Below are 24765 nucleotides of genomic sequence, written 5' to 3'. Positions count from 1 at the left end.
AAAACCCTTTATTTATCAGCTTGTTAAGGGTTTTAACCGATGCTTTTGCTGACAAGGAACCGTCGGCAACTCTTTAGAGGTAGCGCGCCTGGGATCGGCGGCAAAAACCCACTTTGGTGCTGCACATGCTCTGTTTTCCTTATTTCTTGCGAGGGCTGCGCTGATGATGCGCTGGTTGCGTAGCTCCCTGCCCGCTCGCGCCGGGCTGGCGGTGATCCTGATCGCCGTGCTGGCGCTCGCCAGTTCGTTGAGCGCCGGGCTGATCGCCTGGTTCAGCCAGGGTGATGCCGCCGCCATCAACACCGCAGGCTCGGTGCGCATGGAGACCTATCACCTGAGCTGGAAACTCGTCGCGGGTGCAACGCCCTCAGAAATCACCGCCATCACCGACAGTCTGCAAACCCGTCTCACCAGCCAGTCACTCAAGGCCGTGCTGGAAGATGGCCCGACCACCGCCCTGCAAGTCAGCTATGGGCAAATCCAGCAACAATGGAACGAGGATTTACGTCCGGCACTTGCGCGCGGCGATGCTGCGGCCTTTCAGGTCCAGGCCCACTCCTTCGTTGAGCAACTGAACCAATTCGTCAATCTGTTGCAGCGCCAGAGCGAACAAAAGCAAGGCTGGCAACAGGCGATCCAGGGCATGGCCCTGTTCACCACCATGATCGTCCTGCTGATCGGGTTATATGAGTTGCAGTACGGCGTCGTCACCCCTTTGAAAGAGTTGGTGGACGCAACCCAGCGCTTTCGTCGCGGCGACTTCAAGGTGCGGGTCAACCATCAATCCCAGGACGAACTGGGTCAGTTGGCCATGAGTTTCAATAGCATGGCCGAGACCATCGAAGAGTCGCATCGCACTCTGGAAAGTCAGGTCCTGCAAAAAACCCTGAACCTGCAACAAGCCAATGCCGCCCTGGAGCTCCTGTATCAAACCAGCCGAAGCCTGGCCACACGCTTGGCCAATGCCGAAGGCCTGGATGAATTGATTCGACGCTTCCAGCAACGCCTGCCCGGCTTGCGCCTGTCGCTGTGTCTGCAAGGCCAACTGCAGGCACCGGCCCAGCAGTTGCTCGCCCTGCATGGCGCGAGCATCCGGGAAGTCTGCGCCAGTAGCGACTGTGCAACCTGCGAGCGGCACCCTAAAACTAACCCGCAAATCTTCAGCATCAGCAACCAGGGCAGTGAACTGGGTGAACTCAAGGCGCACTTTGTCGACGGTCATCCCATGCAAGCCTGGGAAACCCAGCTGATCCAGGCCCTGGCCAATCTGATCGGCACCTCGCTCTCGCTCAAGCGCCAACGGGAACAGGATCATCGCCTGCTACTGCTCGAAGAACGCACGATCATCGCCCGCGAGCTGCACGATTCACTGGCCCAGGCCCTGTCCTACATGAAGCTGCAAGTCAGCCGCATGCAGACCCTGATGCGCCGGGGCGAACCGGTCGAAACCCTGGAAAACGTCACCGCCGAACTGCGCGAAGGGCTGAACAATGCCTACCGCCAGTTACGCGAGTTGCTGACCACCTTTCGCTTGCAGATTCACGACGCGGGACTGGTGCAAGAGCTCAAGGACACCGCCGAGGAGTTCTCTCGTCGCGGGGAATTCCAGGTGCACCTGCACGTCGACGCGCTGGCCTTTCAGCTATCGGCCAGCGAACAAATCCATATCCTGCAGATCACCCGCGAGGCACTCTCCAACTGCTTGCGTCACGCCCATGCGCAAAACGCCTGGCTACAACTGCGTCAGGACGGCGAGACGGTCAGATTGTCGATCGAAGACGACGGTCGCGGCTTCAGCGGCAACGTCGACCAACGCGAACACCACGGCTTGAAGATCATGGATGAGCGGGCCCGCAGCTTGCACGGCCAGCTGCAGATCATCTCCAGGGAACCCCAAGGCACCCGTGTCCAACTGGAATTCCACCCGGAATTTCTCGGACAGCAAACAGAAGGCAGCACCCCATGAACCCGTCCCCACAACACAGAATCCTGCTGGTTGACGATCACCCGATGATGCGTCACGGCATTCGCCAGATGCTCGAACTCGAGGATGATTTCCTGATCGTCGGCGAAGCCAGCCAGGGTGAAGAAGCACTCAGTCTGATTGAGCCGCTTCGACCGGACCTGGTCTTGCTCGACAACAACATGCCGCAAATGAATGGCATCGAAACCCTGCGCCGACTACGGGCCATGCACTACACCGGCAAAGTGCTGCTGTTCACCGTGTCGGACGCCGAAGACGATATTCGCGATGCACTGCGCCTGGACGCCGACGGCTATCTGCTCAAGGACATGGAACCGGAACTGTTGATCCAGTACATCCGCGATGCCTTGAACGGCGCCTTGGTGATCAGCCCCGGCCTGACTCAAGTCATGGCGCAGGCGCTGCGTTCTCCACCACGCCAGGCCGTGGTGGAATTGACCGAGCGTGAACGTCAGGTGCTGAAAACCATCGCCAGCGGCTTCAGCAACAAGGTCATCGGGCACAAGCTGGGCATCACCGAAGGAACGGTCAAGGTGCACGTGAAAAACCTGCTGCACAAACTCGGCTTGCGCTCGCGGGTGGAGGCGGCAGTGTGGGCCATGGAGCATCTGCGCAGTGCGGGCTGACGGGCATCCCTCCTTGGAGGTAGGCCTGCAGAGGCATAGGTCATTTGGCCTGCGCTCTCTACTATGACGGTCAGCGGAGGTACGCCATGCTGACCCACCCTTCCATCGTTTTAACGTTACGCCGTCATCATTTATTCAGCCAACTCCCGGAGAAAATCTTCGAGGAAGTCTGCAGCCTGGCCATGCTCAAGCGCCTGAGTTGTCACAGTACGCTCATGCATCAAGGGGATCCGGCCAGGCGTTTTTTCCTGCTGGTCAGCGGCCAGGTCAAGTTGTACCGGCTCACCGGCGAAGGCCAGGAAAACCTGGTGGAGATCATCCAGCCCGGCCAGACCTTTGCCGAAGCCCTGCTGTTCAGCCAGGCCCGGCTCTACCCGGTGAGCGCCACGGCCCTGAAGGACAGCGTGCTGGTGAGTATCGAGGGCAACCATTACCGCAATGCCCTGGAGGACCAGCCGAAAGTCTGTCTGGCGATCCTCGCGAGCATGAGCGTTCACCTGCACCTGCGTCTGCGTGACATCGATACCTTGACCATGGCCAGTGCGAGCCGTCGGGTGATCAATTTTCTGTTCCAGGAACGCCACCCGGTGACCGGCCAGATTGTCTTGCAGGTGTCCAAACGCCTGGTGGCGTCGAAGCTTGGGATTCAGCCGGAAACCTTCTCGCGGATTTTGCATCGCCTGGTGGAGTGCGGCCTGATCGCCATGGAGCGTCGCCATATCAGCATCCTCGCTGAAGAGGAGCTGGCGGCTTTTCAATAGTCGGAATTGATCGTCATCAAGGCGCAATGCCACGCACCTTGCACACTGACAGAGTCCATCCACGGAGAGTGAAAATGCCCCGTTCAACCCTGCCTTTGGTTTACTCCTGCTCAGGTTGCTCCAACGTCGCCCAACTGGCCAATACCCTGGCGGTGCGACTGGACCGCAGCGGCCTGGCTGAAATGTCCTGCATCGTCGGTGTTGGCGGGCATGTGGCGGCGCTGGTCAACAAGGCACGCTCGGGGCGCCGGATCTTCGCGCTGGATGGCTGCCCGTTGCAATGTGTTGAAAACTGCCTCAAGCAGCATGGGCTGCAGGCTGATGTGCATCTGATTCTGAGTCAGTACGGGCTGCGCAAACGCTATGGCGAGGACTGCACGGATGCACAGAGTGATGAGTTGTTTGAAGGGATCAGCCAGTTGATTGCCAGTGATGCTCGCCAGCATGTAAGCCGGCAGGAAACGATGGCCTGAAGAACAACATAAACCCTGTGGAGGCGAGTACCGCAAAGCCGCGCGAGGCGGCCTACCGGCCGGCCTTTCTCTTCAAGCGTACGCATTTCCCTGTGGGAGCGGGCTTGCCCGCGATGGCGGACTGACCGCCGACCTATAATTTTGGTCGGAGTACATATCCATTTCTGCGGTAACGGCTTCTATTGGTTTCGCTTTTCCAAAGTGACCCGCCGTAAGGGCGGAACCCTAAGCCGCCGTTACGGCAGAAATGGATATGTACTCAGCCCTGGTGCTGGCACATTCAACATTGATGTCGATTGTTCTACCGCTATCGCGGGCAAGCCCGCTCCCACAGGGTTATGCGTGGAGCACAAACATTGCGAACATTTTGATCTGTATTGGTCATCCCGCCGCCACCCCCTTCCCCGCCCGCTCCAGATTGCGCCACAACCAAACAGGCAACACATCAGGATCCAGACTGTCGATCAGATTCTTCAACGCCAACCCCAGCTCCGTATCACCTTCAATCACCAAACGCCGGCGAAAAAACAGCGTATCCGGATCCTCCTGACGGCTCGCCAGCAGTAAAAACTCCCGCCAGTTGCCACTGATCGTCACATGCGCCATGGCATGCTCGGCAATCCGCAACCCTTTACCACTGAGCGTCAGATACCAGGACAAACCCAAATCCGGAATCCGCAGGCACAACCAACGCCCACGCAACACCTCAAACTCGCCATCACGCAACGGCCCGGCAAGGCAACGATTCAGCGCCTGTTGCAACCCCAGACGCTGCACGGCAAAAGGCACCCGGCGCACCAGCGGCAACAACCGGTCGGCACCTTTCAACAGCCACTTTTTTCGATTCAACACAGGCCGACCTCCTCGACACGCAGCATGCCGGCCTGGCCATGCCAATAACCATTGCACCCTTCGACGAACAGCGGCGGTGTCTCGCCCAGACGAACCCGTTGATAGGCCTCGACCACTTCGGCCATGCCCTGGGCACGAGGACTCAAGCGCAACAGATCGGCACCGCAGGCCACCAGCCCGGAGTAATCGGCCAGCAGATTGGTCACCTCGGCCGACATCGTTTGAATACCGTTGATGGTGAACAGCGACTGCCCTTCCTGGCTGGTCAATGCCAAGCCGTCGGGGTAGTTGATGCAGCAAAACTGGCAATCGTCCTTGGGCCGGTTTTCCGCCCGAGCCGTAAAGCAGCGGGCGGAATAGGCCAATGGCAAATGCCCATAGGCAAAGATTTCAACTTCCGGCACTGCATGGCCCAGTTCGCGTACCTGTTCGATCACATCACCAATCAGCGCCGCCGAACATTCCACGGGCGGCACCCAGCGGGTCATGCCGCTGTCGAGCAATTGCGCCAATGAGTGACCGTTGTACAAATTGAGGGCCGGGCCGCCCACGAACGGCAACTTGCGCTCGGCCAGGAACTGCACCGCGCCCATGTCGTTGGCTTCCACCAGCAATTGGCCGTTGTCGCACAGCCGGCGCAGGCTGGAGAGTTCGGATGCCGCTTCGATCAGCGTCAGGCTGGAAAGCACCAGTTGTGCCTGGCTGCATTCCTGCAACTCACGACCCAAACCCAGCCATTGATCCAGCGAAAAAGCCCGACGTTTCGAGCACACGGTTTCCCCCAGGTAAATCACATCCAGGGGCAAGGCCGACATCTCGGCGTAAAAGTTGCTGAGTTGCTCTTTGTCCCAATAAAACAGGACCGGTCCCAGGCTGAGTTTCATGTCGAATCCCTCATTGCCATGATCGATGATAAGCACCCAGAGTGGTCTGGCTGCCTTCGGACAAACCGGCCAGCACCTGACGCCATTCCTCCTTGACCCGAAAGCTGCCCGGCGCGCCACGATGGGCGTCCAGTGCCGCGCGCCAGACACGGGTGACTTGTTCGACATAGGCCGGGCTGCGTTGACGACCCTCGATTTTCACCGCTTCGACGCCGATGGCCGTCAGTTCCGGCAGCAAATCCAGGGTGTCGAGGCTGGTGGGTTCTTCCAGCGCATGAAAGCGTTTGCCGCCGACCAGGAAGCGGCCCTTGCACAAGGTCGGGTATCCGGCCGGTTCGTCAGGGGTGTAGCGATCGATCAGCACTTCGCTGAGGCGTGCGCTCAAACCTTCGGCGTCCTCGCTCCAGCGCACCGCTTTGGCCGGCGAACAAACACCGCACAGGTTCGGCGACTCGCCGGTAATGTAGGAAGACAGATGGCAACGCCCTTCGGCCATGATGCATAAGCTGCCGAAACCAAACACTTCGATGGGCACCGGGCTGCTGGCAGCAACCTGGCGCACTTGCGCCAATGACAACACCCGCGGCAGCACCGCGCGACGAATGCCGTAGCGCTGCGCATAAAACTCCAGCGCCGCGGCATGGGTCGCCGAGCCCTGGACCGACAGGTGCAACGCCAGTTGCGGGTGGCGCTGACTGGCGTAGTTGAGCACCCCGGGGTCGGCGGCGATCAGCGCATCGACGCCGAAATCGGCGGCACGATCCACCGCCCGCTGCCAGCGCTCCCAGCCCTTGGGCTGCGGGTACGTGTTGACCGCGACGTAGAGTTTGCGTTGATGCTGGCGAATGTGGGCGACCGCGGCGTCGAACTGCTTGTCGTCCATGTTCAGCCCCGCAAAATGCCGGGCGTTGGTGTCATCACGAAAGCCGACATAGACGGCATCGGCGCCTTGGCGCACCGCCGCTTTAAGCGCAGGCAGGTTCCCTGCCGGGCAGACCAGTTGCATGGGTAATCCTCATCAAAAAGCGTAGTCCGGAACCTAATCGGTCATGGTTGGAATGCGCTTGTGGCGAGCGAGCTTGTTCCGGGCGGCGTTCCGACGCTGGACTGCGCAGCAGGCCTAAATAACAGGGCTGCTTTGCGACCCAGCGGGAGCAAGCTCCCTCGCCACACAGTCTAGCCAGACCGGCAGGCACGGCCTTGACGGCAATCAATTGCCATCAATGCATCAGGTCGGCGAAGGACAGGAACATCACGTTGTCGTGCTTGAGCACTTGCTGCTCGCACTCGATCACCGCCAGCCCATCGGCCCAGCACGCGGCGGTCAACATGGCCGAGCTTTGCTGAGGGTGCAGTTCCACGCTCAACTGGCCGTCGGCGCCGGGCGTCAATCGGGCCCGCAGGTACTGCCGACGCTTGTTACGCTGCAACCAGTCGAACCCGGCGGGCACGGACATTGGCACCGGCAACACGTCTTTCACACCTTGAGCCCTGAGCAGGAACGGACGCACCACCACCAACGCGGTAATCAGCGCCGCCGAAGGATTGCCCGGCATGCCGATCCAGGGTTTTCCGGCCACTTCGCCGAAGGCCAGCGGTTTACCCGGTTGAATGGCTAGCCGCCAGAAATCCAGGCTGCCGAGTTCCTCGATCGCTTTTTTGAGGTGATCTTCCTCACCGACCGAGACGCCACCGGAACTCAACAACAGGTCGCATTCCGAGGAAGCCAGGCTCAAGGCATGCCGGCTGGCGGCCAACTCATCGGCCATCACGCCATAGTCATGCACTTCGACGCCCCAACTGCTCAACAACGCCGCAAGGCAGTAGCGATTGCTGTTATAAATCTGCCCCGGCGCCAACGAATCGCCCGGCTCACGCAGTTCATTGCCGCTGCTGAGCAGGCACACCTGCAACGGCCGATAGACCTCGACCCGCGCGATCCCGGCGCCGGCCAGCAACCCCAGTTCTTGTGCGCGCAGGCGTTTGCCGGCCTTGAGCAACAAATCCCCGCGACGAACTTCCTCGCCCTCCTTGCGCACGTGATCGCCCACGGACACGGACGGGAACCAGACGCGCTCGCCCTCGACCCGGCAGCGCTCTTGCGGCACCACGGTATCGGCGCCCGGTGGCAATGGCGCGCCGGTAAAGATCTGCACCGCCTGCTGCGCGAGCAACGGCGAGCACGCCTGATCCCCCGCCGCAATTCGTCCGCCAATCAACAAATAGCCACCGTCCGGTGGCAGATCAGCCGCCCTGAGGGCAAAGCCGTCCATAGCACTGTTGTCCCAGGCCGGCAGGTTCACCGGGGAATGAATGTCCGTCGCCAGCACCCGCCCCATGGCTTGATCCAGTCCGATCTTTTGCGCCAGGGGTGGCGGCGGTGCCTGGTCCAGCAGACGGCTGATGGCCTCGTCCACGGGCATCAGGTTGCCCATGTCGCACACCCGCCCGGTCATGAGCGTGTCCCGCAGGCGTCGATGACCCGCTGCGCTTGCGGTTTCAAATGCGGGGCGAAATTGCACGGGCCGGTGCGACTGTCCAGTTGTTCGAGCAGGATCTTGTTCCAGGCCGTCCGGCAGGCACCCGGCGAGCCTGGCACGCAGCACACCAGCACGCCGTTACTCATGCCGGCCAGTGCCCGGGACTGCAGGCTGGACATGCCGATTTCCTCCAGAGACACCTGGCGGAACAGTTCGCCGAAGCCTTCCACATGCTTGTCCAGCAATGGCAAGACTGCTTGCGGTGTGTTGTCGCGAGCGGTGAAACCGGTTCCGCCTGTCATCAAAACCACTTGCACCGTGGGGTCGGCGATCCACCGGGAAACGGTGGCGCGGATCTGATAAATGTCGTCCTTGACCAGCTCACGATCGATCAACACATGCCCGGCCGTTTGCAGCAAATCCGTCAGGGTCTGCCCCGACGTGTCGGTGTCAAAAGTGCGCGTATCGCTGATGGTCAGTACGGCAATGTTCAGGGGTTCAAACGTGCGTTGCGCCAGATGGGCCATATCCAGGTCTTCCCGTAGATGAGGGTATGGCCCAAAGCCTGAACCGGAATAGCGAGCGAGCCTATTCCTCCAAGGAGGTACCTCGTCGGGGACATAAGAAAATTGTGCCGGGCACACAAAACCTGTGGGAGCAGGCTTGCCCGCGATGGCGATACTCGACTCAACACATGTATTGACTGAAATGACGCCTTCGCGGGCAAGCCCGCTCCCACACTGTCCCCATCGTGTTCAAGGCGCCAACCGGCTCCGTTTCCACAATCCATCGCGCAACCGGTAATCGAGTCGATCATGCAAGCGGTCGGCCCGCCCCTGCCAGAACTCCAGACGCTCAGGGTGCAGGCAGTAGCCGCCCCAGTGCTCGGGGCGCGACACGGTCTGGCCAACGAAGCGCTTGATGGTTTCAGCCAGCATGGATTCCAACGCTGCGCGACTGGTCAGCGGGCGGCTCTGCGGTGAAGCCCAGGCCCCCAGGCGACTGGCCATGGAACGAGAATCGAAGTACGCATCCGACAACGCTGGGTCGAGTCTGGACACCTGCCCTTCGATACGCACCTGACGCTCCAGCCCCGGCCAGAAAAACGTCATCGCTGCATAGGGATTGGCGGCCAATTGCTGACCCTTATCGCTCTGATAATTGCCGAAAAACGTAAACCCTTCATCGCTCAACCCCTTGAGCAGCAGGACCCGGCAGTGCGGCCGCCCTTCAGGGTCGACCGTCGCCAGCACCATGCTATTGGCCTCGACAGGTGCGCACTCGGTGTCGCGGGCCTGTTGCAGCCATTGCCGGAACATCGCCAGCGGATCGTCCAGCGCCGCCTCATCTTGCAGGCCATTAAGGGTGTAGTTACGGCGCATCTGAGCCAGGGAAAGCGGCATGACGGTGATCTCCAGAAGGTTTTACGCAGTGTGCGAGGCACTGCGCAAAGCCACCTTGACCGCCATCAACACTGTCGCCTACTTGAGACGCAGCCGCCGCGCCAGTTTGTGCAGGTTGCTGGGGTCGACTTCCAGAATCCGCGCGGCGCTGGCCCAGTTTTCCCCGGACAGGCTCAGGGCCTGGAGGATTTTCTTGCGCTGGTAATCATCGACAGCTTCGCCCAAGGGCTGGAACGGCAGATCAGCCGTAACGTCCGGGGATGGTTCGACCACCGTCCCCGATGCCGCCATCGCGCTGTCGAGATCGAGAATTTCAGGCTCCAGCGTCATGATCAACGCGCGACTCGTCCCGCGACTGAGCTGCTTTAACGCCGCTCGGCTGATCACATGCTCCAGTTCGCGCACATTGCCCGGCCAGGTGTAAAGCAGCAGCGCGCGCTCGGCCGCCGGCGACAGGCGCAAACCACGCAGGCCAAGCCGCGCCCGATTGAGTTCAAGGAAATGCCCGGCCAGCATTAACACATCGTTACCGCGCTCGCGCAGGGGCGGAATCGGCACTGGATACACCGAGAGCCGGTGATACAGATCGGCGCGAAACAAGCCGTCGCGGATGCTGTCCGGCAGATGCCGGTTAGTGGCGGCGATGATCCGCACGTCCACGTGCAACGGCTTGTCGGCGCCGAGGCGCTGGATCTCGCCGTTCTGCAGGGTGCGCAGCAACTTCGCTTGCACGGCCAATGGCAATTCACCGACTTCATCGAGAAACAGAGTGCCACCGTTGGCGGCATCGAAGCGGCCGGCACGGTCACTGGTGGCGCCGGAAAAGGCGCCTTTGACATGCCCGAACAACTCACTCTCCGCCAGCGACTCCGGCAAAGCGGCGCAGTTAACGTGTATCAGCGGTTTGTGGTGGCGCCTTGAAAGACGATGCAAGCGCCGGGCAAACAGCTCTTTGCCGACGCCGGTCTCGCCCAACAGCAATACCGGCAGATCGGAGTCGGCCAGTACATCCAGCTCATTGAGCAACTGATGCAACACCTCACTCTGCCCAAGGATCTCGCCCTCCTCGACCGGCATTCGCAAGTCCTGGGGATCGCTGCGGGACAGACGCAAGCTGCGGTTTTCCTGCTCAAGCCGGGTGACCCGCACGGCGGCTTCGATTTGCAAGGTGCAGCGCTTGAGCTCTTCCCGCGCCCGACTGTCGAAGGTCCCGGCGTGCAGCGCATCGAGGGTGATCGCGCCCCAGATCCGCCCCTCGACATACAGGCTCACGCCCATGCAGTCATGCACCGGCAGCGGTTCGCCGACGTGGTTATCGAGCAAGCCGTCATAGGGGTCCGGCAGACGACTGTCGGGTTCGAACCAGGTCGGCTCGCGCGACGCCATGATTGCCGCCAGCCGGGGATGTTGGGCGATGACGAACCGGCGCCCCAACGCTTCATGAACCAGCCCCACCGTCGCAACGGGCCTGAGGCTGTCGTCATCCAGACGCAACAAGCCCACGGCACCACTGTTGAAGTATTCGCGCAGGGTCTGGACCAATCGTTGCAATCGTACGGCATTGGGCAACTCGACAATCAGGTCGGCTGCCAGGCTTTCTCGCAGCATGGTAGTAAACACCCTCTATGGTTGGATTCACCCTAAAGCGTCAGGGTGACTATCACCACAACTAAAAAATAATCGATGTTTTTCAATGATTTAAATATGGCATGCCGGATGCAATGGACCAGGGGAACCGTTGAAACCTAAACAAGGAACCCTGATGAGCCAGACCCTATTGGAACAAAGCCTCGGCCAACTGGCCTGCGACATTCCCGGTGCCACCCGGATCTTCCATACCTTCAAACTGGACTTCTGTTGCGGCGGGCATAAAAGCCTGCGCGAAGCGGCCCTTGGCAAAAACCTCGATCCGATCCTGATTGCCGACGCCCTGAACATTCTGCAAGACGCCGGCGAAACCCAGCACGACTGGCGTAACGAACCTTTGGAACTGTTGATCGCCCACCTTCTGACGCGCTACCACGCCCGTCATCGCGAGCAACTGCCGGAACTGATCCGTCTGGCTCGCCGCGTCGAGCAGGTTCATGGTGCGCGTAGCAGTTGCCCCAACGGCCTGGCCGATCTCTTGACCGACATGCAGCAAGAACTCGAAGGCCACATGCTCAAGGAGGAACAAGTGCTGTTCCCGATGCTGCAACAAGGCATCGGTGCTCAAGCGGCTCCGCCGATCCAGGTGTTGCGCTTCGAACATGATCAACATGGCGAGGCACTGGAGAAAATGCTCGCCTTGACCAATCACATCATCCCGCCTGCCGATGCCTGTAACACCTGGCGCGCCCTCTATCGCGGGCTGCTGGAATTCAAGGATGACCTGATGCAACACATCCATCTGGAAAACAACGTGCTGTTCATCAACGCCCTGAACCCTCGTCACTGATCGATCGCCAGTCACACCCAACCCGCGCCAGCCCACCGGTTGATGCGGGTTTTGTTTATCCGGGACTGCATGCGATCAGCCGTGCCAATAGAACATCGCCTTGGCCAGGATCACGATCAACACCATGTGTCCGAGAATGCTGCGGCGAATCCAGCTGGCGCGAGTCGCGGTCAGGCGCGCATGGGTCAGCCAATAGGCCAGCAGCAAGTAATGGCCGATGATGCTCAGGGCCAACAGGATCTTCAGGCTCAACAACGTGCCAAAGCTGCTGGCCAGCGGCTGACTCAATGCGCCCCGATACTGCCACGCCAGGCCGATGCCGGCGCCATACAACAGCAACACCACGCCATGCAGGACCTTGCGCGAGCGCACGGCAATCGCCTGATCCGCCGTGGATTGCGCGGTATCCGCCAACTGCTGACGGGCGCGATGCCAGATAACCACCTCGAAAAACAGCGTGCCGATGAAGGCAATCGCTGCCAGCAAATGCGTGACCAGTAAAAAGGGATACATCAGCGCCAGCCTCTGTCAGTTCGCGTGCTCATCCCGAATGACCGTCGACCCGGGTCCGCAGCAGCATCGGTCCATAGCGCCAGGCATACAGCGCAAACGCCAGCGCCCAGCACAGACCGGCCAGCCACAATGCCGGCAAGGGAAAGAACTCGATCAACACCACCCGGCTCAGGCACGCCAGGTTGAGCAAAATGAATGCCAGGGTCATCCCCGACGGAGGCTCCAGTGCGCGGCCGGTATGCCCGAGGCTGACTCGGGCGATCATCGCCAGCACCAGGCCGCCCATGGCACCGATCGTCAGGCAATGCACCGCCAGGCTCGGGTTGATCGGCGCGCCGAAATGCCACAGCGCCATCCCGAGACACGCCACCGCCAACCAGCCATAAGCCAGGTGCAGCGACCACAGCAACGGTACGTGCCAGAGTGCCCGGTCATGCCAGCGCACCAGTCGCACCAGATGCCCCGCCGCCAGCACCGCGAACAGCAGGCCCACCCAGACATTGGGGTTAAGCGCAGGCCCTGCGGCATATAACAACGCCACCAGCGGCGAACCTACCAACAACAATCGATCCAGCCAGGGCCAGGCGGCAACGCCTTCCACCCGACCAAGGCCACGCTGGGTGAAGAACGGAATCACCCGCCCACCGATCAACCCCATCATCGCCGCCACCAGCCAAATGCCGGTCAGCACGCCTTGGCGCTGCCAACCTTCATGCCCCTCGACCAGGCCGTACAAGGACAACCCGTCGGCCACGGCCAACAACAGCAGAACCACCACAATCGGATAGTTACGTTTCTGCCGCACCTTCCACAGGGTGAAACCCATGAGCACCGCCACCGCCAACGGGAACGCCATTTCCAGCACCGCGAGCAACGGCCACGGCACATTGGCCAGCCAGGCCACTCGCGCCAATAACCACAGCAGCGCCAGAGCGGCCAACGGTTTGCCGCTGAGGCCGGGGCGACCGGTCCAGGTCTGCACGGCCGTCAGCAGAAAGCCCGCGATAATCGCCAAGCCGAACCCGAACAACAATTCATGCCGATGCCAGCCCAGCCAACCGCCTGCCGGCTGCCAGTCGGATATCGAACCGCTGAAGGCGGCCAGCCATAGCGGAATGGCCAGCACCGCCAACAGGCAGCCAGCGAGGAAAAACGGCCGAAAGGCCAGCCGTAACAGCGGCGCGATTGCCATCGCTTTACGGCGGTCAAGCACTTGCATAAAGCCACTCCTCTACCTGTTTGCTGACCTGGCGCCAACCTGCACGCGCCGAGGTAAATCCAGGGCCAATCATCGGGTATTACCGATCCATTGCCTTTGTCACAGATCAAGTGTGCAAGGGACGTGCCCCGATGCCGAGCGCGCGCCCTTTGTGGCGAGGGAGCTTGCTCCCGCTCGGGTGCACAGCAGCCGCAAACTGGCTGACGCGTTGTATCTGAAGGATAGCGATGGCCGATGTTTGGGAATGCTTCGCACTCCAGCGGGAGCAAGCTCCCTCGCCACAAGGTACTCCCGACCAGGGTACAAATGACCCTTTAATGGTCATTTAAACCCTAATGATCACGGTATTTTTAACCCTGACCGCTGACACCCCCAATAAACACGGCTCTCCACGCCTGGCCCGCGTCTTGCTCTGCATGGGCAACCTTTTAGAAATCCTGGATCCTTCTCGATTACCCGGAGTCGTCATGAAAAAAGTCATCCAGCCACTGGCCTGGTTTGTTGTGTTGACCTCAATCCTGGCCCTGGCCAGCGGCGTTTCCCTGGTTCTCGTCTGACTTGATCCCCCTTCTCTATCTTCAGGATGAATTCTCATGGTGCTTCATCGCGTCCACCACCAGATTCTGCGCAGTCATCACTTGTTCGAGCCGTTGAACGAAGAACAGCTGGATGAATTGATGAGTACCAGCCACTTGCTGAGCATCGACAAAGGCGAACCGTTATTCCGTCAGGGTGAGCCGGCCGATTCGTTCTATTTCATCATTGCCGGCGCGGTGAAAATCTACCGGCTGACACCCGATGGGCAGGAGAAAGTGTTCGAGGTCATCAGCGATCGACAAACCTTCGCCGAGGCGATGATGCTGATGGACACCCCGAACTATGTGGCCTCGGCCGAAGCGATCTGCCCCACCCAGCTCTACCGGTTATCCAACAGCACCTACATGCGCCTGCTGCAGAGCAATAGTCGGCTGACCTTTGCACTGCTGGGCAAGCTCTGCGTTCGCTTGCATCAACGGGTCAACGAAATCGAGACCCTGTCACTGAAAAACGCCACCCACCGGGTCGTGCGTTATCTGCTGACGCAACTGGTGCGCCAGCAAACCGTTGACAGCCAATTCGAGCTGCCGATGGCCAAGCAACTGATTGCCGGGCATCTGTCGATCCAGCCGGAAACCTTTTCGCGGATCATTCGCCGTTTGATCGATGAAAACATCATCACTCAGGACGGCCGTCAGATCGCCATTCTTGATCGCTTGCGCCTGGAACAGTTCGAGTGAGTGCCATGCCCGTCTGCCTGTACTGCCAACACACCAACCCACCACAAGACATCGAGTGCCGCCAATGCGGCATGCCCCTGCCGGCATTGGCCGCACATGCAGCGCAACGTCGGTTGCGCCGATTCAAGTGGTTCTGCATCGGCCTGACAATCTTTTGCGTGACGATGTTTTTCTGGCTGCCGCGCAGCATTTCCTGAGCCACACCGCAACGTTCACTCCTACACCTGTGGCGAGGGGGCTTGCCCCCGTTGGGTCGCGAAGCGGCCCTAACCTGGTGATCACGTTGTGGCAGATAAAACACTCTGGCTGTTTTTACGACTGCTTCGCAGCCGAACGGCTCGATGCGGCGTTCCGACAAGCCCCCTCGCCACAGAGTCTGCGCTTTGCAGGCTCGGCAGCTGCTACAAGGAAGGTTGGTCAAGGACATCACGGTTGAGTCAGCTGGCGGTACAACTGCGGCAAGCGCAGGGGTAACTGCTCGGGCTGACGGATCAAGGTGTAGCCATTGGCGCCGAACATGTACGGCAAGTAATCCCCGGCCTCGCGATCGATCGTGATACAGAACGGCGTCAGCCCCTGACGCCGCGCTTCCAGCACCGCCTCGCGGGTGTCTTCAACACCGTAGCGCCCCTCATACAGATCCAGATCATTGGGTTTGCCATCCGTGAGCAGCAGCAACAGTTTGCTGCGCCGCTTGCTCGTGCCCAATAGTTGCGTGGCCTGGCGAATGGCGGCGCCCATGCGGGTGTAATACCCCGGTTTGAGCCCTTGAATGCGACCTCGAGTGTTGTCGTCATAACGCTGGGTGAACGACTTGAGTTCCTGCATGCGCACTTGCTGACGGCGCAGCGAGGAAAACCCGTACAGAGCGAAATCATCACCCAGCACCGACAGGGTTTCGCCGAACAACAGCAGGCTGTCGCGGATGACGTCGATGACGCGATGCTCATCGTTCAGGTGGGCGTCGGTGGACATCGACACGTCGGCCAGCAACAGGCACGCCAGGTCGCGGCGAGTCTGCCGCTGCTCCATGAACAGACCGCGTTCGGCACACTGACCATGCTCGCGCTCAACGTGAAAATCCAGCCAGGCCTGCATGTCCAGCTCAGAGCCCTGGGGTTGCTGGCGTAACCACTGACGATCATTGCGCAGGTGCTCGAACTGGCGCCGCAAGCGGTGCGCCGAAGCCTTCAGGCGTGGCGGCAATGGCTGCGCCTCACAGTCACGGGGCACCATCATTTGCAGATTGACGAAGCTGTCCTGCATTTGTTGCTTGCGGTAGTCCCACTCTGGCAACTTAATGCCCTCGCCGAGGGGAATATCGTCGACATCGGCCGGTGGCAAATCCAGGTGCAGCTTGAGACCACCGCCCTTGCGCAGACGGGTGCGCGACAGCGTCAGTTCATCCAGGTCATCGGCAACTCGGGCGGCGTCCGGGTCTTCGCTGTCGTCCGACCAGCGATCCAGGTCGACGTGCTCGGTCCAGCTGAACAGGTTCTCCAGGCGCACGATTAACAACCCGCCGTCGCGACTGCCTTCATCGATCCGCGTCGCGCGTTTACGCCCGCTTTTCTGTTCGCCGGGCGGCGTGGTCAAAGACTCTTCGGATTCATCGCCCAGATCGGCAGCCTGCGGGCTGGCGAGGTTTTGCGGCGGGTACAACCACAGCGGCAGCGGCCAGGCGGCCCGTTCGCTGCGAGGGAAATGTTCGACACTGCCGGGGTCGCGCAGCGCCTGGCATAACGCCCGTTCCAGTGCCGCTTCGCTGGCGTTCAACGAGGCCGGATCGGGGCGCAATTGCAGATGGGCATCGACCAGTCGTTTGTAACGAGCACGCAGCGCGGGATAGCGTCGCAACAACTGTTGCGTCCAGCGTTGATTGTCCCGACCCCAGTGACGCATCTGCCCGGCCTGTGCCGCCAGCAACGCGAGCCAGCGATAGAGTTCCTCGTTCAGTGCGACTTCAGGAAACACCGCCAGGCTCGATGGCAGCCGCAGATTACTCGCGTCACACCACGCCAACGGCACTTGTTTGCAGGTGCCGGCGATCTGCTGCAACACGTTTCGGCGCAGCAGCAGGTCGCGGTCGCTGGCGGCTTCCACACCGATGCCATTGGCACCGCCCATGGCACGAAACAACAGCGCCAGCGGGCGTTGCTGGCTGGCCAGTTCAACCCGTGCTTCAGGGAAATCCGGGCTGGCACGCCGGGTGATGAAACGATGCCAGACACTGCCTACCCACTCTTCCAGTTCGACGGTAAACGCCATGATGCTTGCCCTTCCTGGAAACCAAAAAAACGGCCCGCTGTATCAGCCGGGCCGACCTTTTCTAGCCATTGCACTCGTTCATGAAGGTACAACCGCAGCCGGGGCGCGCAAGGCGGCGCGGCTACGTTGCTTGAAGCTGAGCAAGTAACAGAGCAAGCCTGCGAAGAAGCCGAGACCGGCGCCCAGACGCGCCCAGAACAGCACCTGCAGATGTTCGACCGTGGACATGAATGGCAACGCAATCCCGTCGGCCTGCCAGCGTTGCAGGTAAACCTGGACGACACCGGCAGCGGTCAGGAACAGCGTGATCATCACCATCGACAGGGTCATCAACCAGAAGCCCCAGATTTCGAAGGTCTGCGAACGCTCGTCAGCGGCTTCACCCAGCCCGCGCAAACGCGGCATGGCGTAGCTGATCAAAGTCATCACGATCATCGCGTAAGCACCGTAGAAAGCCAGGTGACCGTGAGCCGCCGTCAGTTGCGAACCGTGGGTGTAGAAGTTGACCGGTGCCAGGGTGTGCAGAAAACCCCAGACGCCCGCACCGAAGAACGCGGTGACCGTAGTGCCCTTGGCCCACAGTGTGGCGGCGCGGTTCGGGTGTTGCCGGCGACGATTCTTCACCATGCTGAAGGCGAAAATCACCATGGCCAGGAACGGTAGCGGTTCGAGTGCCGAGAAGATCGAGCCGACCCACAACCAGACCTCAGGCGCACCGATCCAGAAGAAGTGGTGACCGGTACCGATGATCCCGGTAATCAGCGCCATGGCGATGATCACGTACAGCCATTTCTCCACGACTTCCCGGTCGACACCGGTGATCTTGATCAGGACAAAAGCGAGCATCGAACCCATGATCAGTTCCCACACGCCTTCCACCCAAAGATGCACCACCCACCACCAGTAGAACTTGTCACGGGCCAGGTTGCCGGGGTTATAGAAGGAGAACAGGAAGAACACCGCAAGGCCGATCAACCCGGTCATCATCACCATGCTGATCGTGGTCTTGCGACCTTTGAGCAGGGTCATGCCGATGTTGTAAAGGAAGCCCAGGCACACCACTACAATGCCCATCTTGGTGATGGTCGGCTGCTCCAGGAACTCCCGGCCCATGGTCGGCAGCAACTCATTGTGAGTCAGTTTGGCCAGGCCCGCATAAGGCACCAGCAGGTAGCCGAGGATCGTCAACACGCCCGCGGCGGCGAATACCCAGAACAGGATGATCGCCAACTTCGGACTGTGCAGTTCGCGGTCGGCCTCTTCCGGAATCAGGTAGTAGGCAGCGCCCATGAAGCCGAACAGCAGCCAGACGATCAACAGGTTGGTGTGCACCATCCGCGCCACGTTGAAGGGAATGATCGGGAACAGAAAGTCTCCGATCACGTATTGCACGCCCATGATCAAACCGAACAGCACCTGACCGAGAAACAGCATCAGGGCAAACACGAAGTACGGTTTGGCCACGGCTTGCGAGGCGAATTTCAGATGCGGATTAGCAATGCTCATCGCTTAGCCCTCCTTGTTTGGCGGCCAGCCATTGGTGTTGATGTTCGAACTCCATTTGAGGAACTCGGCGATGTCATCCACCTCCTGCTCGCTCAACTTGAACTGCGGCATCGCTCGCCGGCCCGGTACGCCCAGCGGCTGCATTTTCATCCAGGCATGTAGAAAGGGTTTGAAGCCCGCCTCCCCGCCGCGCCGCTGAAACACGTTGCCCAGCTCAGGCGCAAAGTAGGCGCCCTCGCCCAGCAGCGTATGGCAGCCGATGCAGTTGTTTTGCTCCCAGACCGTCTTGCCGCGGATCACTGATTCGGTTAACTGCGCTTCATTGCTGCGCACTGGAAAGGTCTGTTCGGTGTGATAGGTCAAGGCCAGGAATATCAGGAAGAAGAAGATGCTTCCCCCGAAGTAGATATTCCTGGCCATGCCTTTGGTGAAGGTCTCTGACATGGTCGCTTCCTCTTTGCTTGGCCCGTCCATGATAGGAAGCGAAGGGTTGAAACCTGCTTGATGGCGATCAAGAAAGGCAGATGGTTTGGGTCGGGTATTGGCATCATGAAGCCGGGCACCTTCCCTGTGGCGAGGGAGCTTGCTCCCGCTGGGGCGCGCAGCGGCCCTAAAAACAGTCACCGCGAATATTCAGATAGAAAGCAGGCACAGGTTTTACGGCTGCTTCGCAACCGAGCGGGAGCAAGCTCCCTCGCCACAGGTGATTAACCGACTGAAACCAGCGTCAGCCCCACAACCACCGCCAACACCACCGCCCAGCTCACCATCAACCAGCGCCACAATCGCGGCGCATGGCGCATTTCCATAAAGCCATCGGCAATCAGCCAGGCCTTGCCAACCGCCACCAGCAAAATGACCACCGACAGCAGCCACGTCGCGCCCGCCTGTGCCAGCACCACCGTGCACACGCTTAACGTGGCCAGTGCTGCCCAGCAGACCAGCAAAAACCTGGAAGCGGACATCAGAACCTCCGTCAATTCAGAACGTAGACCAGCGGAAACAGCACGACCCAGATCAGATCGACCATGTGCCAATACAGCACACCCGATTCAAGTCCGCTGCGGTTGGCCGCGTTATACAGGCCACGTCGGCAACGCTCGGCCAGCCATCCGAGGATGACCATGCCGAGCAGTACATGGAGAAAATGAAAACCGGTGAGTATCCAGTAGAGGGTGAAAAACGTGTTGTGCTCCATGCCCAGCCCCGAGGCCAGCAAGTGCCGGTATTCCGTGATCTTCAACACCACGTAGACACTGGCGGCGAGCAACGCGGCCAGCAGGTAGACAGCGCCGTAGCGAGACCGAGAACGCTTGACTTGCTCCTGGGCCAGCGCGGCGAACAGCCCGGCGGTGAGCAGGCTCAGGGTCATCGCCAGGCCGGTAGAGGTGTTGAGCAACAGTCGGCTTTCGCCAAACAGCTGCGGCTTGAGTGCCTGGGTCACGGCGAACGCCAGAATCAGAATAGCGAACACCGACAGCTCGGCCAGAATGAAAAACCACATCGCCAGATCGCCCGGCAAGTGACCCGACGCAACGCGTCTGGCCTCAGCCGAAGTGGACATCAACCACGCCCATCAGTGCCGCAACCGTCAGCGGATCATCGCTCAGCGGCTCGGCCAGGCAGGCCATGCACGCCTCACGCGGGCTCATGCCGGAGCGGATCATTCGCGCAGTAAAGATCAGCAGCCGCGTCGAGGCGACTTCCTCCAGGTCATGTTGATCCAGCCTTCGCAGGGCCTGCCCCAACCTCACCACTTGCGCCGCCAGCGCGGTGTCCACCTGCGCTTCCCGGGCGACAATGCGCTCTTCATCGGCCACCGGCGGATAACCGAAACGCATCGCCACGAAGCGTTGTCGAGTGCTGGGTTTCATGCCTTTGAGCAGGTTCTGGTAGCCGGGGTTGTACGACACCACCAGCATGAATGACGGCGGCGCCTGCAGCACTTCGCCGGTGCGTTCCAGGAACAACTCGCGACGATCATCGGCCAGCGGATGCAGCACCACCACCGTGTCCTGGCGCGCCTCGACCACTTCATCCAGATAACAAATGCCGCCTTCACGCACCGCGCGGGTCAGTGGCCCGTCCTGCCACCAGGTGCCCTGGGCACCGATCAAATGACGGCCGATCAGGTCGGCGGCGCTCAGATCGTCATGGCAGGCCACGGTGTACAGCGGCAGTTTCAACCGATGGGCCATGTGCTGGACGAAGCGGGTCTTGCCGCACCCCGTCGGGCCTTTGATCAGCACCGGCATGCCGTGTCGCCAGGCTTGCTCGAACAGCGCCTCCTCATTATTGAGCGGTTGATAGAAGGGTTCGCAAGACTGGATTCGGTCCATGGGCTGTCTGTTCCAAAAGCGGATTCAAGCCACACGCTACGGGCCCCTGCGACAACCTGGCAAGTGACATGGCCGGCAAACTTGATCGCGGTCAAGCGAGCATTGGCCTGCTCGGGCATAGCCTTGCACGGCACTAAGAACCTGCGTTCTGCGCTGCCGTTTCAGCACATCGCAAAGGTCTTGCCTGAGGAGAAATGGAATGCTGATCAGCAATAGAAAAACGTTTGCTCTGACTGTCGCCACATTGTGTTCGGCGCTGGCCCTTGCGGTGACTCACGCGGCTAGAGCCGACGAGCCTGCTACCACACCACCCATGGTCAAAACCGCTGGCGCTCCCGACATGAGCCAGGCCGAGTTCGACGCTTCCAAGGAAATTTACTTTCAGCGTTGCGCCGGTTGTCACGGCGTTCTGCGCAAAGGCGCCACCGGCAAACCACTGACGCCAGACATCACCCAGTCCCGCGGGCAACCGTTTCTGGAGGCGTTGATTACCTACGGTTCACCGGCGGGCATGCCGAACTGGGGAACGTCGAATGCGCTGACCAAGGATCAGATCACGTCAATGGCCAAGTTCGTTCAGCACACGCCACCGACACCGCCTGAATGGGGCATGGCCGAGACGCTGAAAACCTGGAAAGTGCTGGTCAAGCCTGAGGATCGTCCGAAGAAGCAATTGAGCAAACTCAACCTGCCCAACCTGTTTTCGGTGACGTTGCGCGATGACGGCAAGATTGCCCTGATCGACGGTGACAGCAAGAAAATCGTCAAGCTGATCGAGACCGGTTATGCGGTGCACATCTCGCGAATTTCCGCCTCCGGTCGCTACCTGCTGGTGATTGGTCGAGACGCGCGGATCGACATGATCGACCTGTGGCCGGTGGAGCCGACCAAGGTCGCCGAAGTCAAAGTGGGCATCGAGGCGCGCTCGGTGGAGACCTCCAAGTTCAAGGGCTACGAAGACAAATACACCGTCGCCGGCTCCTATTGGCCGCCGCAATTCACCATCATGGATGGCGAAACCCTGGAGCCAAAACAGATCGTCTCGACCCGTGGCATGACCGTCGACAAGCAGGAATATCACCCCGAACCCCGAGTCGCGGCGATCATCGCCTCCCACGAATGGCCGGAGTTCATCGTCAACGTCAAGGAAACCGGCAAGGTCATGCTGGTCAACTATCAGGACATCAAAAACCTCACCATCACCTACATCGATGCCGCACCCTTCCTGCATGACGGCGGTTGGGACAGCACCCACCGCTACTTCATGACCGCCGCCAACAACTCCAACAAAGTCGCCGTGATCGACTCCAAAGATCGCAAATTGGCAGCTCTGGTGGAGGTCGGCAAAACCCCTCATCCGGGGCGCGGCGCCAACTTCAACCACCCGACCTATGGGCCAGTCTGGGCCACCAGCCACCTCGGTGATGACGGCATTTCCTTGATCGGTACCGACCCGATCAAACACCCGCAATATGCCTGGAAACAGGTCGCCTCGCTCAAGGGCCAGGGCGGCGGATCGCTGTTTATCAAAACCCACCCTGACTCCCGTCACCTGTATGTCGACACCACCCTCAACCCCGACGCCAAGCTGAGCCAGTCGGTAGCGGTGTTCAACATCGACAAACTCGACGCCGGCTACACCGTGCTGCCCATCGCCGAGTACGCCGGCATCAAGCAAGGCGCGATGCGGGTGGTACAGCCGGAATACAACAAGGCCGGCGATGAAGTCTGGTTCTCCGTGTGGAGCGGTCAATCAGAGGAATCGGCGCTGGTAGTGATCGACGACAAAACGCTGAAGCTCAAATCAGTCATAAAGGACAAACGACTGATCACACCCACCGGAAAATTCAACGTCTACAACACCCAACACGACATCTATTGAGCTCCATCAATGCAAGGAACCATCATGAAAAATACACTTTTTGCACTGTTCGCCCTGACCGCTGCGCTGAGCGTGCAGCCGGCCATGGCTGCCGAGGACGGGCCGGCGCTGTTCAAGAGCAAACCCTGCGCCGCCTGCCATTCCATCGACACCAAGATTGTCGGCCCGGCGCTCAAGGACGTCGCGGCCAAGAACGCGGGCGTGGCCGGGGCAGTGGACACCCTGGCCAGCCACATCAAGAACGGCACGCAAGGCAACTGGGGCCCGATGCCAATGCCGGCCAACCCGGTGACGGATGAAGAAGCGAAGACACTTGCAACCTGGGTCCTGAGTCTCAAATAGCCAACTGGAGGGCGTCATGAAGGTTTATCGACACGCTGCGATTCTGGCGGCCCTCCTCCTCATTTGCGCAACCTCGGTTGCCGCGCCTGATGCCAAGCGTCAGGCACAACTCGAACACCTGCTGGCCCAGGACTGCGGCGCCTGCCATGGCCTGCACATGACCGGCGGGCTGGGTCCCGACCTGACCCGCGCAACGCTGGCGGGCAAATCCAGGGACAGCCTGATAGCCACCGTCAGCCAAGGCCGGCCCGGCACCGCGATGCCCGGTTGGGCCCCGTTGCTCAGCCCGGATGACATCCGTTGGCTGGTCGATCTTCTTCTCCAGGGATATCCCGCACCATGATCCGTTCAACCCTGCTTTTAGCGGCGACCGGGCTGTTGTTGTCCGCGTGTGTTCAGCCACCGTTGCGTGGTACCGGCGATCTGGGCGTGGTGGTGGAGCGCGCCACCGGCAGCGTGCAAATCATCGAAAGCGACACCCGCACGGCACTGGTCCGACTCGAGGGTTTGGGCGATCTGTCCCATGCCTCGGTGGTGTTTTCCCGCGACCAGCGTTATGCCTATGTGTTCGGTCGCGACGGCGGGCTGAGCAAGATCGACCTGCTGACCCAACGCATCGATCAACGGGTGATACAGGGCGGCAACAGCATCGGCGGCGCGATCAGTCAGGACGGCAAACTCATCGCCGTGTCCAACTATGTGCCCGGCGGGGTCAAGGTATTCGATGCCGAAACCCTGCAACTGGTGGCCGATATTCCGGCCACGCCCCTGGCTGATGGCAGCAAGCGCTCACGGGTGGTCGGCCTGGTCGACGCGCCCGGTCAGCGTTTTGTGTTCAGCCTGTTTGATACCGGCGAGATCTGGACCGCCGATTTCAGTCAGGGCAACACGCCACAGATCAGCCGTTTCACCGACATCGGCCAGCAACCCTACGACGCGTTGGTGACCCCGGATGGTCGCTATTACATGGCGGGACTGTTCGGCGAAGACGGCATGGCGCAACTCGACCTCTGGCATCCGGAACGCGGGGTGCAGCGGGTGCTCGGTGATTACGGACGCGGCCAGGCGAAATTGCCCGTCTACAAGATGCCGCATCTGGAAGGTTGGGCCGTTGCCGACAATCAGGCCTTCGTACCCGCCGTCGGCCGGCATCAGGTGCTGGTGATGGATTCGCGTACGTGGAAGCAGACCGCTGCCATCCCGGTGGCCGGTCAACCGGTGTTCGTCACGTCGCGGCCGGACGGTCGGCAGCTGTGGGTCAATTTCGCCTACCCGGACAACGATCGGGTTCAAGTCATCGACAGCGAAACCCATGCCGTGGTCGCCGATCTGCGGCCAGGGCCGGCGGTGCTGCACATGGAGTTCACCGCTCGCGGCGACCAGTTGTGGCTGTCATTACGCGATGGCGATCAGGTTCAGGTCTGGGACCCGTACAGCCTGAAGCAGCTGAGCACCCTTCCCGCCACCGCGCCGAGCGGCATCTTCTTCAGCAGTCGCGCGCAAAAAATGGGCTATTGAA

At 60.5% G+C, this 24765-nt stretch carries 26 protein-coding genes; 11 read left to right on the top strand and 15 right to left on the bottom strand.

Annotated features, from left to right (window positions below; genetic code table 11):
- Positions 1–163: 163 nt before the first annotated feature.
- From AB3226_RS26025 to AB3226_RS26010, 4 genes are all read left to right on the top strand, one after another.
- The gene (locus tag AB3226_RS26025; RefSeq protein ID WP_367375197.1) at positions 164–1966 is read left to right on the top strand and encodes a HAMP domain-containing protein; all 1803 of its coding nucleotides are present in this window, start codon (positions 164–166) and stop codon (positions 1964–1966) included.
- Positions 1963–2610, top strand: a complete 648-nt coding sequence (gene narL / locus AB3226_RS26020; protein ID WP_367375196.1) for a two-component system response regulator NarL — start codon at positions 1963–1965, stop codon at positions 2608–2610. Before AB3226_RS26025 ends, narL begins: the two co-directional genes overlap by 4 nt.
- A gap of 86 nt (positions 2611–2696) precedes the next feature.
- The gene (locus AB3226_RS26015) at positions 2697–3371 is read left to right on the top strand and encodes a Crp/Fnr family transcriptional regulator (protein WP_367375195.1); all 675 of its coding nucleotides are present in this window, start codon (positions 2697–2699) and stop codon (positions 3369–3371) included.
- A gap of 74 nt (positions 3372–3445) precedes the next feature.
- Entirely contained in the window at positions 3446–3844 is a 399-nt protein-coding gene (locus tag AB3226_RS26010; RefSeq protein WP_367375194.1) for a putative zinc-binding protein, read from the top strand.
- Positions 3845–4225: 381 nt separating this feature from the next.
- Here the strand turns inward: AB3226_RS26010 and AB3226_RS26005 are convergent, their stop codons facing one another.
- From AB3226_RS26005 to norR, 7 genes are all read right to left on the bottom strand, one after another.
- A complete protein-coding gene (locus tag AB3226_RS26005; RefSeq protein ID WP_367375193.1) occupies positions 4226–4696 on the bottom strand; it encodes an SCP2 domain-containing protein in 471 nt (156 codons plus the stop codon).
- On the bottom strand, positions 4690–5580 hold the full coding sequence (locus AB3226_RS26000) for a U32 family peptidase (RefSeq protein WP_367375192.1): 891 nt from the start codon (positions 5578–5580) through the stop codon (positions 4690–4692). Before AB3226_RS26000 ends, AB3226_RS26005 begins: the two co-directional genes overlap by 7 nt.
- A 10-nt stretch (positions 5581–5590) precedes the next feature.
- Positions 5591–6586 (bottom strand): peptidase U32 family protein, encoded by a 996-nt coding sequence (locus AB3226_RS25995; RefSeq protein ID WP_052964423.1) that lies wholly within the window; start codon positions 6584–6586, stop codon positions 5591–5593.
- Positions 6587–6800: 214 nt separating this feature from the next.
- Complete coding sequence (gene glp / locus AB3226_RS25990) at positions 6801–8036, bottom strand: gephyrin-like molybdotransferase Glp (RefSeq protein WP_367375191.1); 1236 nt, start codon at positions 8034–8036, stop codon at positions 6801–6803.
- Positions 8033–8587 (bottom strand): molybdenum cofactor biosynthesis protein B, encoded by a 555-nt coding sequence (gene moaB / locus AB3226_RS25985; RefSeq protein ID WP_367375190.1) that lies wholly within the window; start codon positions 8585–8587, stop codon positions 8033–8035. The genes glp and moaB overlap by 4 nt, the downstream gene beginning before the upstream one ends.
- Before the next feature lie 228 nt (positions 8588–8815).
- Complete coding sequence (pdxH, locus tag AB3226_RS25980) at positions 8816–9463, bottom strand: pyridoxamine 5'-phosphate oxidase (RefSeq protein WP_123722322.1); 648 nt, start codon at positions 9461–9463, stop codon at positions 8816–8818.
- A 78-nt stretch (positions 9464–9541) separates the two neighbouring features.
- Entirely contained in the window at positions 9542–11071 is a 1530-nt protein-coding gene (norR, locus tag AB3226_RS25975) for a nitric oxide reductase transcriptional regulator NorR (RefSeq protein WP_367375189.1), read from the bottom strand.
- 154 nt (positions 11072–11225) lie between these two features.
- On the opposite strand from norR, the gene ytfE reads away from it, so the two are divergent.
- Positions 11226–11900 (top strand): iron-sulfur cluster repair protein YtfE, encoded by a 675-nt coding sequence (gene ytfE / locus AB3226_RS25970; RefSeq protein WP_367375188.1) that lies wholly within the window; start codon positions 11226–11228, stop codon positions 11898–11900.
- Between the two features lie 75 nt (positions 11901–11975).
- Here ytfE and AB3226_RS25965 read toward each other — a convergent pair whose 3' ends face one another.
- Both AB3226_RS25965 and AB3226_RS25960 read right to left on the bottom strand, forming a co-directional pair.
- Entirely contained in the window at positions 11976–12413 is a 438-nt protein-coding gene (locus AB3226_RS25965) for a hypothetical protein (RefSeq protein WP_367375187.1), read from the bottom strand.
- A gap of 28 nt (positions 12414–12441) precedes the next feature.
- Positions 12442–13632: an NnrS family protein gene (locus tag AB3226_RS25960; protein WP_367375186.1), complete on the bottom strand. Its 1191-nt coding sequence runs from the start codon at positions 13630–13632 to the stop codon at positions 12442–12444.
- 593 nt (positions 13633–14225) lie between these two features.
- Between AB3226_RS25960 and AB3226_RS25955 the strand changes: the two genes are divergently transcribed.
- Together AB3226_RS25955 and AB3226_RS25950 are read left to right on the top strand one after the other, a co-directional pair.
- On the top strand, positions 14226–14909 hold the full coding sequence (locus tag AB3226_RS25955) for a Crp/Fnr family transcriptional regulator (RefSeq protein ID WP_008075049.1): 684 nt from the start codon (positions 14226–14228) through the stop codon (positions 14907–14909).
- Positions 14906–15106, top strand: a complete 201-nt coding sequence (locus AB3226_RS25950; protein ID WP_367375185.1) for a protein DnrP — start codon at positions 14906–14908, stop codon at positions 15104–15106. Before AB3226_RS25955 ends, AB3226_RS25950 begins: the two co-directional genes overlap by 4 nt.
- A 229-nt stretch (positions 15107–15335) precedes the next feature.
- Here AB3226_RS25950 and AB3226_RS25945 read toward each other — a convergent pair whose 3' ends face one another.
- From AB3226_RS25945 to AB3226_RS25920, 6 genes are all read right to left on the bottom strand, one after another.
- Complete coding sequence (locus AB3226_RS25945) at positions 15336–17177, bottom strand: nitric oxide reductase activation protein NorD (RefSeq protein WP_367375184.1); 1842 nt, start codon at positions 17175–17177, stop codon at positions 15336–15338.
- A 78-nt stretch (positions 17178–17255) separates the two neighbouring features.
- Complete coding sequence (locus AB3226_RS25940) at positions 17256–18683, bottom strand: cbb3-type cytochrome c oxidase subunit I (RefSeq protein WP_367375183.1); 1428 nt, start codon at positions 18681–18683, stop codon at positions 17256–17258.
- 3 nt (positions 18684–18686) lie between these two features.
- Positions 18687–19127, bottom strand: a complete 441-nt coding sequence (locus tag AB3226_RS25935) for a cytochrome c (RefSeq protein WP_030130714.1) — start codon at positions 19125–19127, stop codon at positions 18687–18689.
- A gap of 263 nt (positions 19128–19390) precedes the next feature.
- A complete protein-coding gene (locus AB3226_RS25930; RefSeq protein WP_367375182.1) occupies positions 19391–19648 on the bottom strand; it encodes a cytochrome C oxidase subunit IV family protein in 258 nt (85 codons plus the stop codon).
- A gap of 11 nt (positions 19649–19659) precedes the next feature.
- Positions 19660–20247: a cytochrome c oxidase subunit 3 gene (locus AB3226_RS25925; RefSeq protein ID WP_367375181.1), complete on the bottom strand. Its 588-nt coding sequence runs from the start codon at positions 20245–20247 to the stop codon at positions 19660–19662.
- A complete protein-coding gene (locus AB3226_RS25920) occupies positions 20231–21022 on the bottom strand; it encodes a CbbQ/NirQ/NorQ/GpvN family protein (protein ID WP_367375180.1) in 792 nt (263 codons plus the stop codon). The genes AB3226_RS25925 and AB3226_RS25920 overlap by 17 nt, the downstream gene beginning before the upstream one ends.
- Before the next feature lie 313 nt (positions 21023–21335).
- On the opposite strand from AB3226_RS25920, the gene nirS reads away from it, so the two are divergent.
- Genes nirS through AB3226_RS25900 form a run of 4 tightly spaced genes read left to right on the top strand, consistent with a single transcriptional unit; the run spans position 21336 to position 24764 of the window.
- Entirely contained in the window at positions 21336–22904 is a 1569-nt protein-coding gene (gene nirS, locus AB3226_RS25915; protein WP_367375854.1) for a nitrite reductase, read from the top strand.
- Positions 22905–22928: 24 nt separating this feature from the next.
- Positions 22929–23246, top strand: a complete 318-nt coding sequence (locus AB3226_RS25910) for a c-type cytochrome (protein WP_367375179.1) — start codon at positions 22929–22931, stop codon at positions 23244–23246.
- A gap of 16 nt (positions 23247–23262) precedes the next feature.
- Positions 23263–23589 (top strand): cytochrome c, encoded by a 327-nt coding sequence (locus AB3226_RS25905; protein WP_123722308.1) that lies wholly within the window; start codon positions 23263–23265, stop codon positions 23587–23589.
- A complete protein-coding gene (locus tag AB3226_RS25900) occupies positions 23586–24764 on the top strand; it encodes a cytochrome D1 domain-containing protein (RefSeq protein ID WP_367375178.1) in 1179 nt (392 codons plus the stop codon). The genes AB3226_RS25905 and AB3226_RS25900 overlap by 4 nt, the downstream gene beginning before the upstream one ends.
- The last annotated feature ends 1 nt before the right edge of the window (position 24765 follow it).

The organism is Pseudomonas lini, from assembly GCF_964063345.1.
GTDB lineage: Bacteria > Pseudomonadota > Gammaproteobacteria > Pseudomonadales > Pseudomonadaceae > Aquipseudomonas > Aquipseudomonas lini_B.
This window is presented reverse-complemented; position numbering and strand designations above follow the sequence as displayed.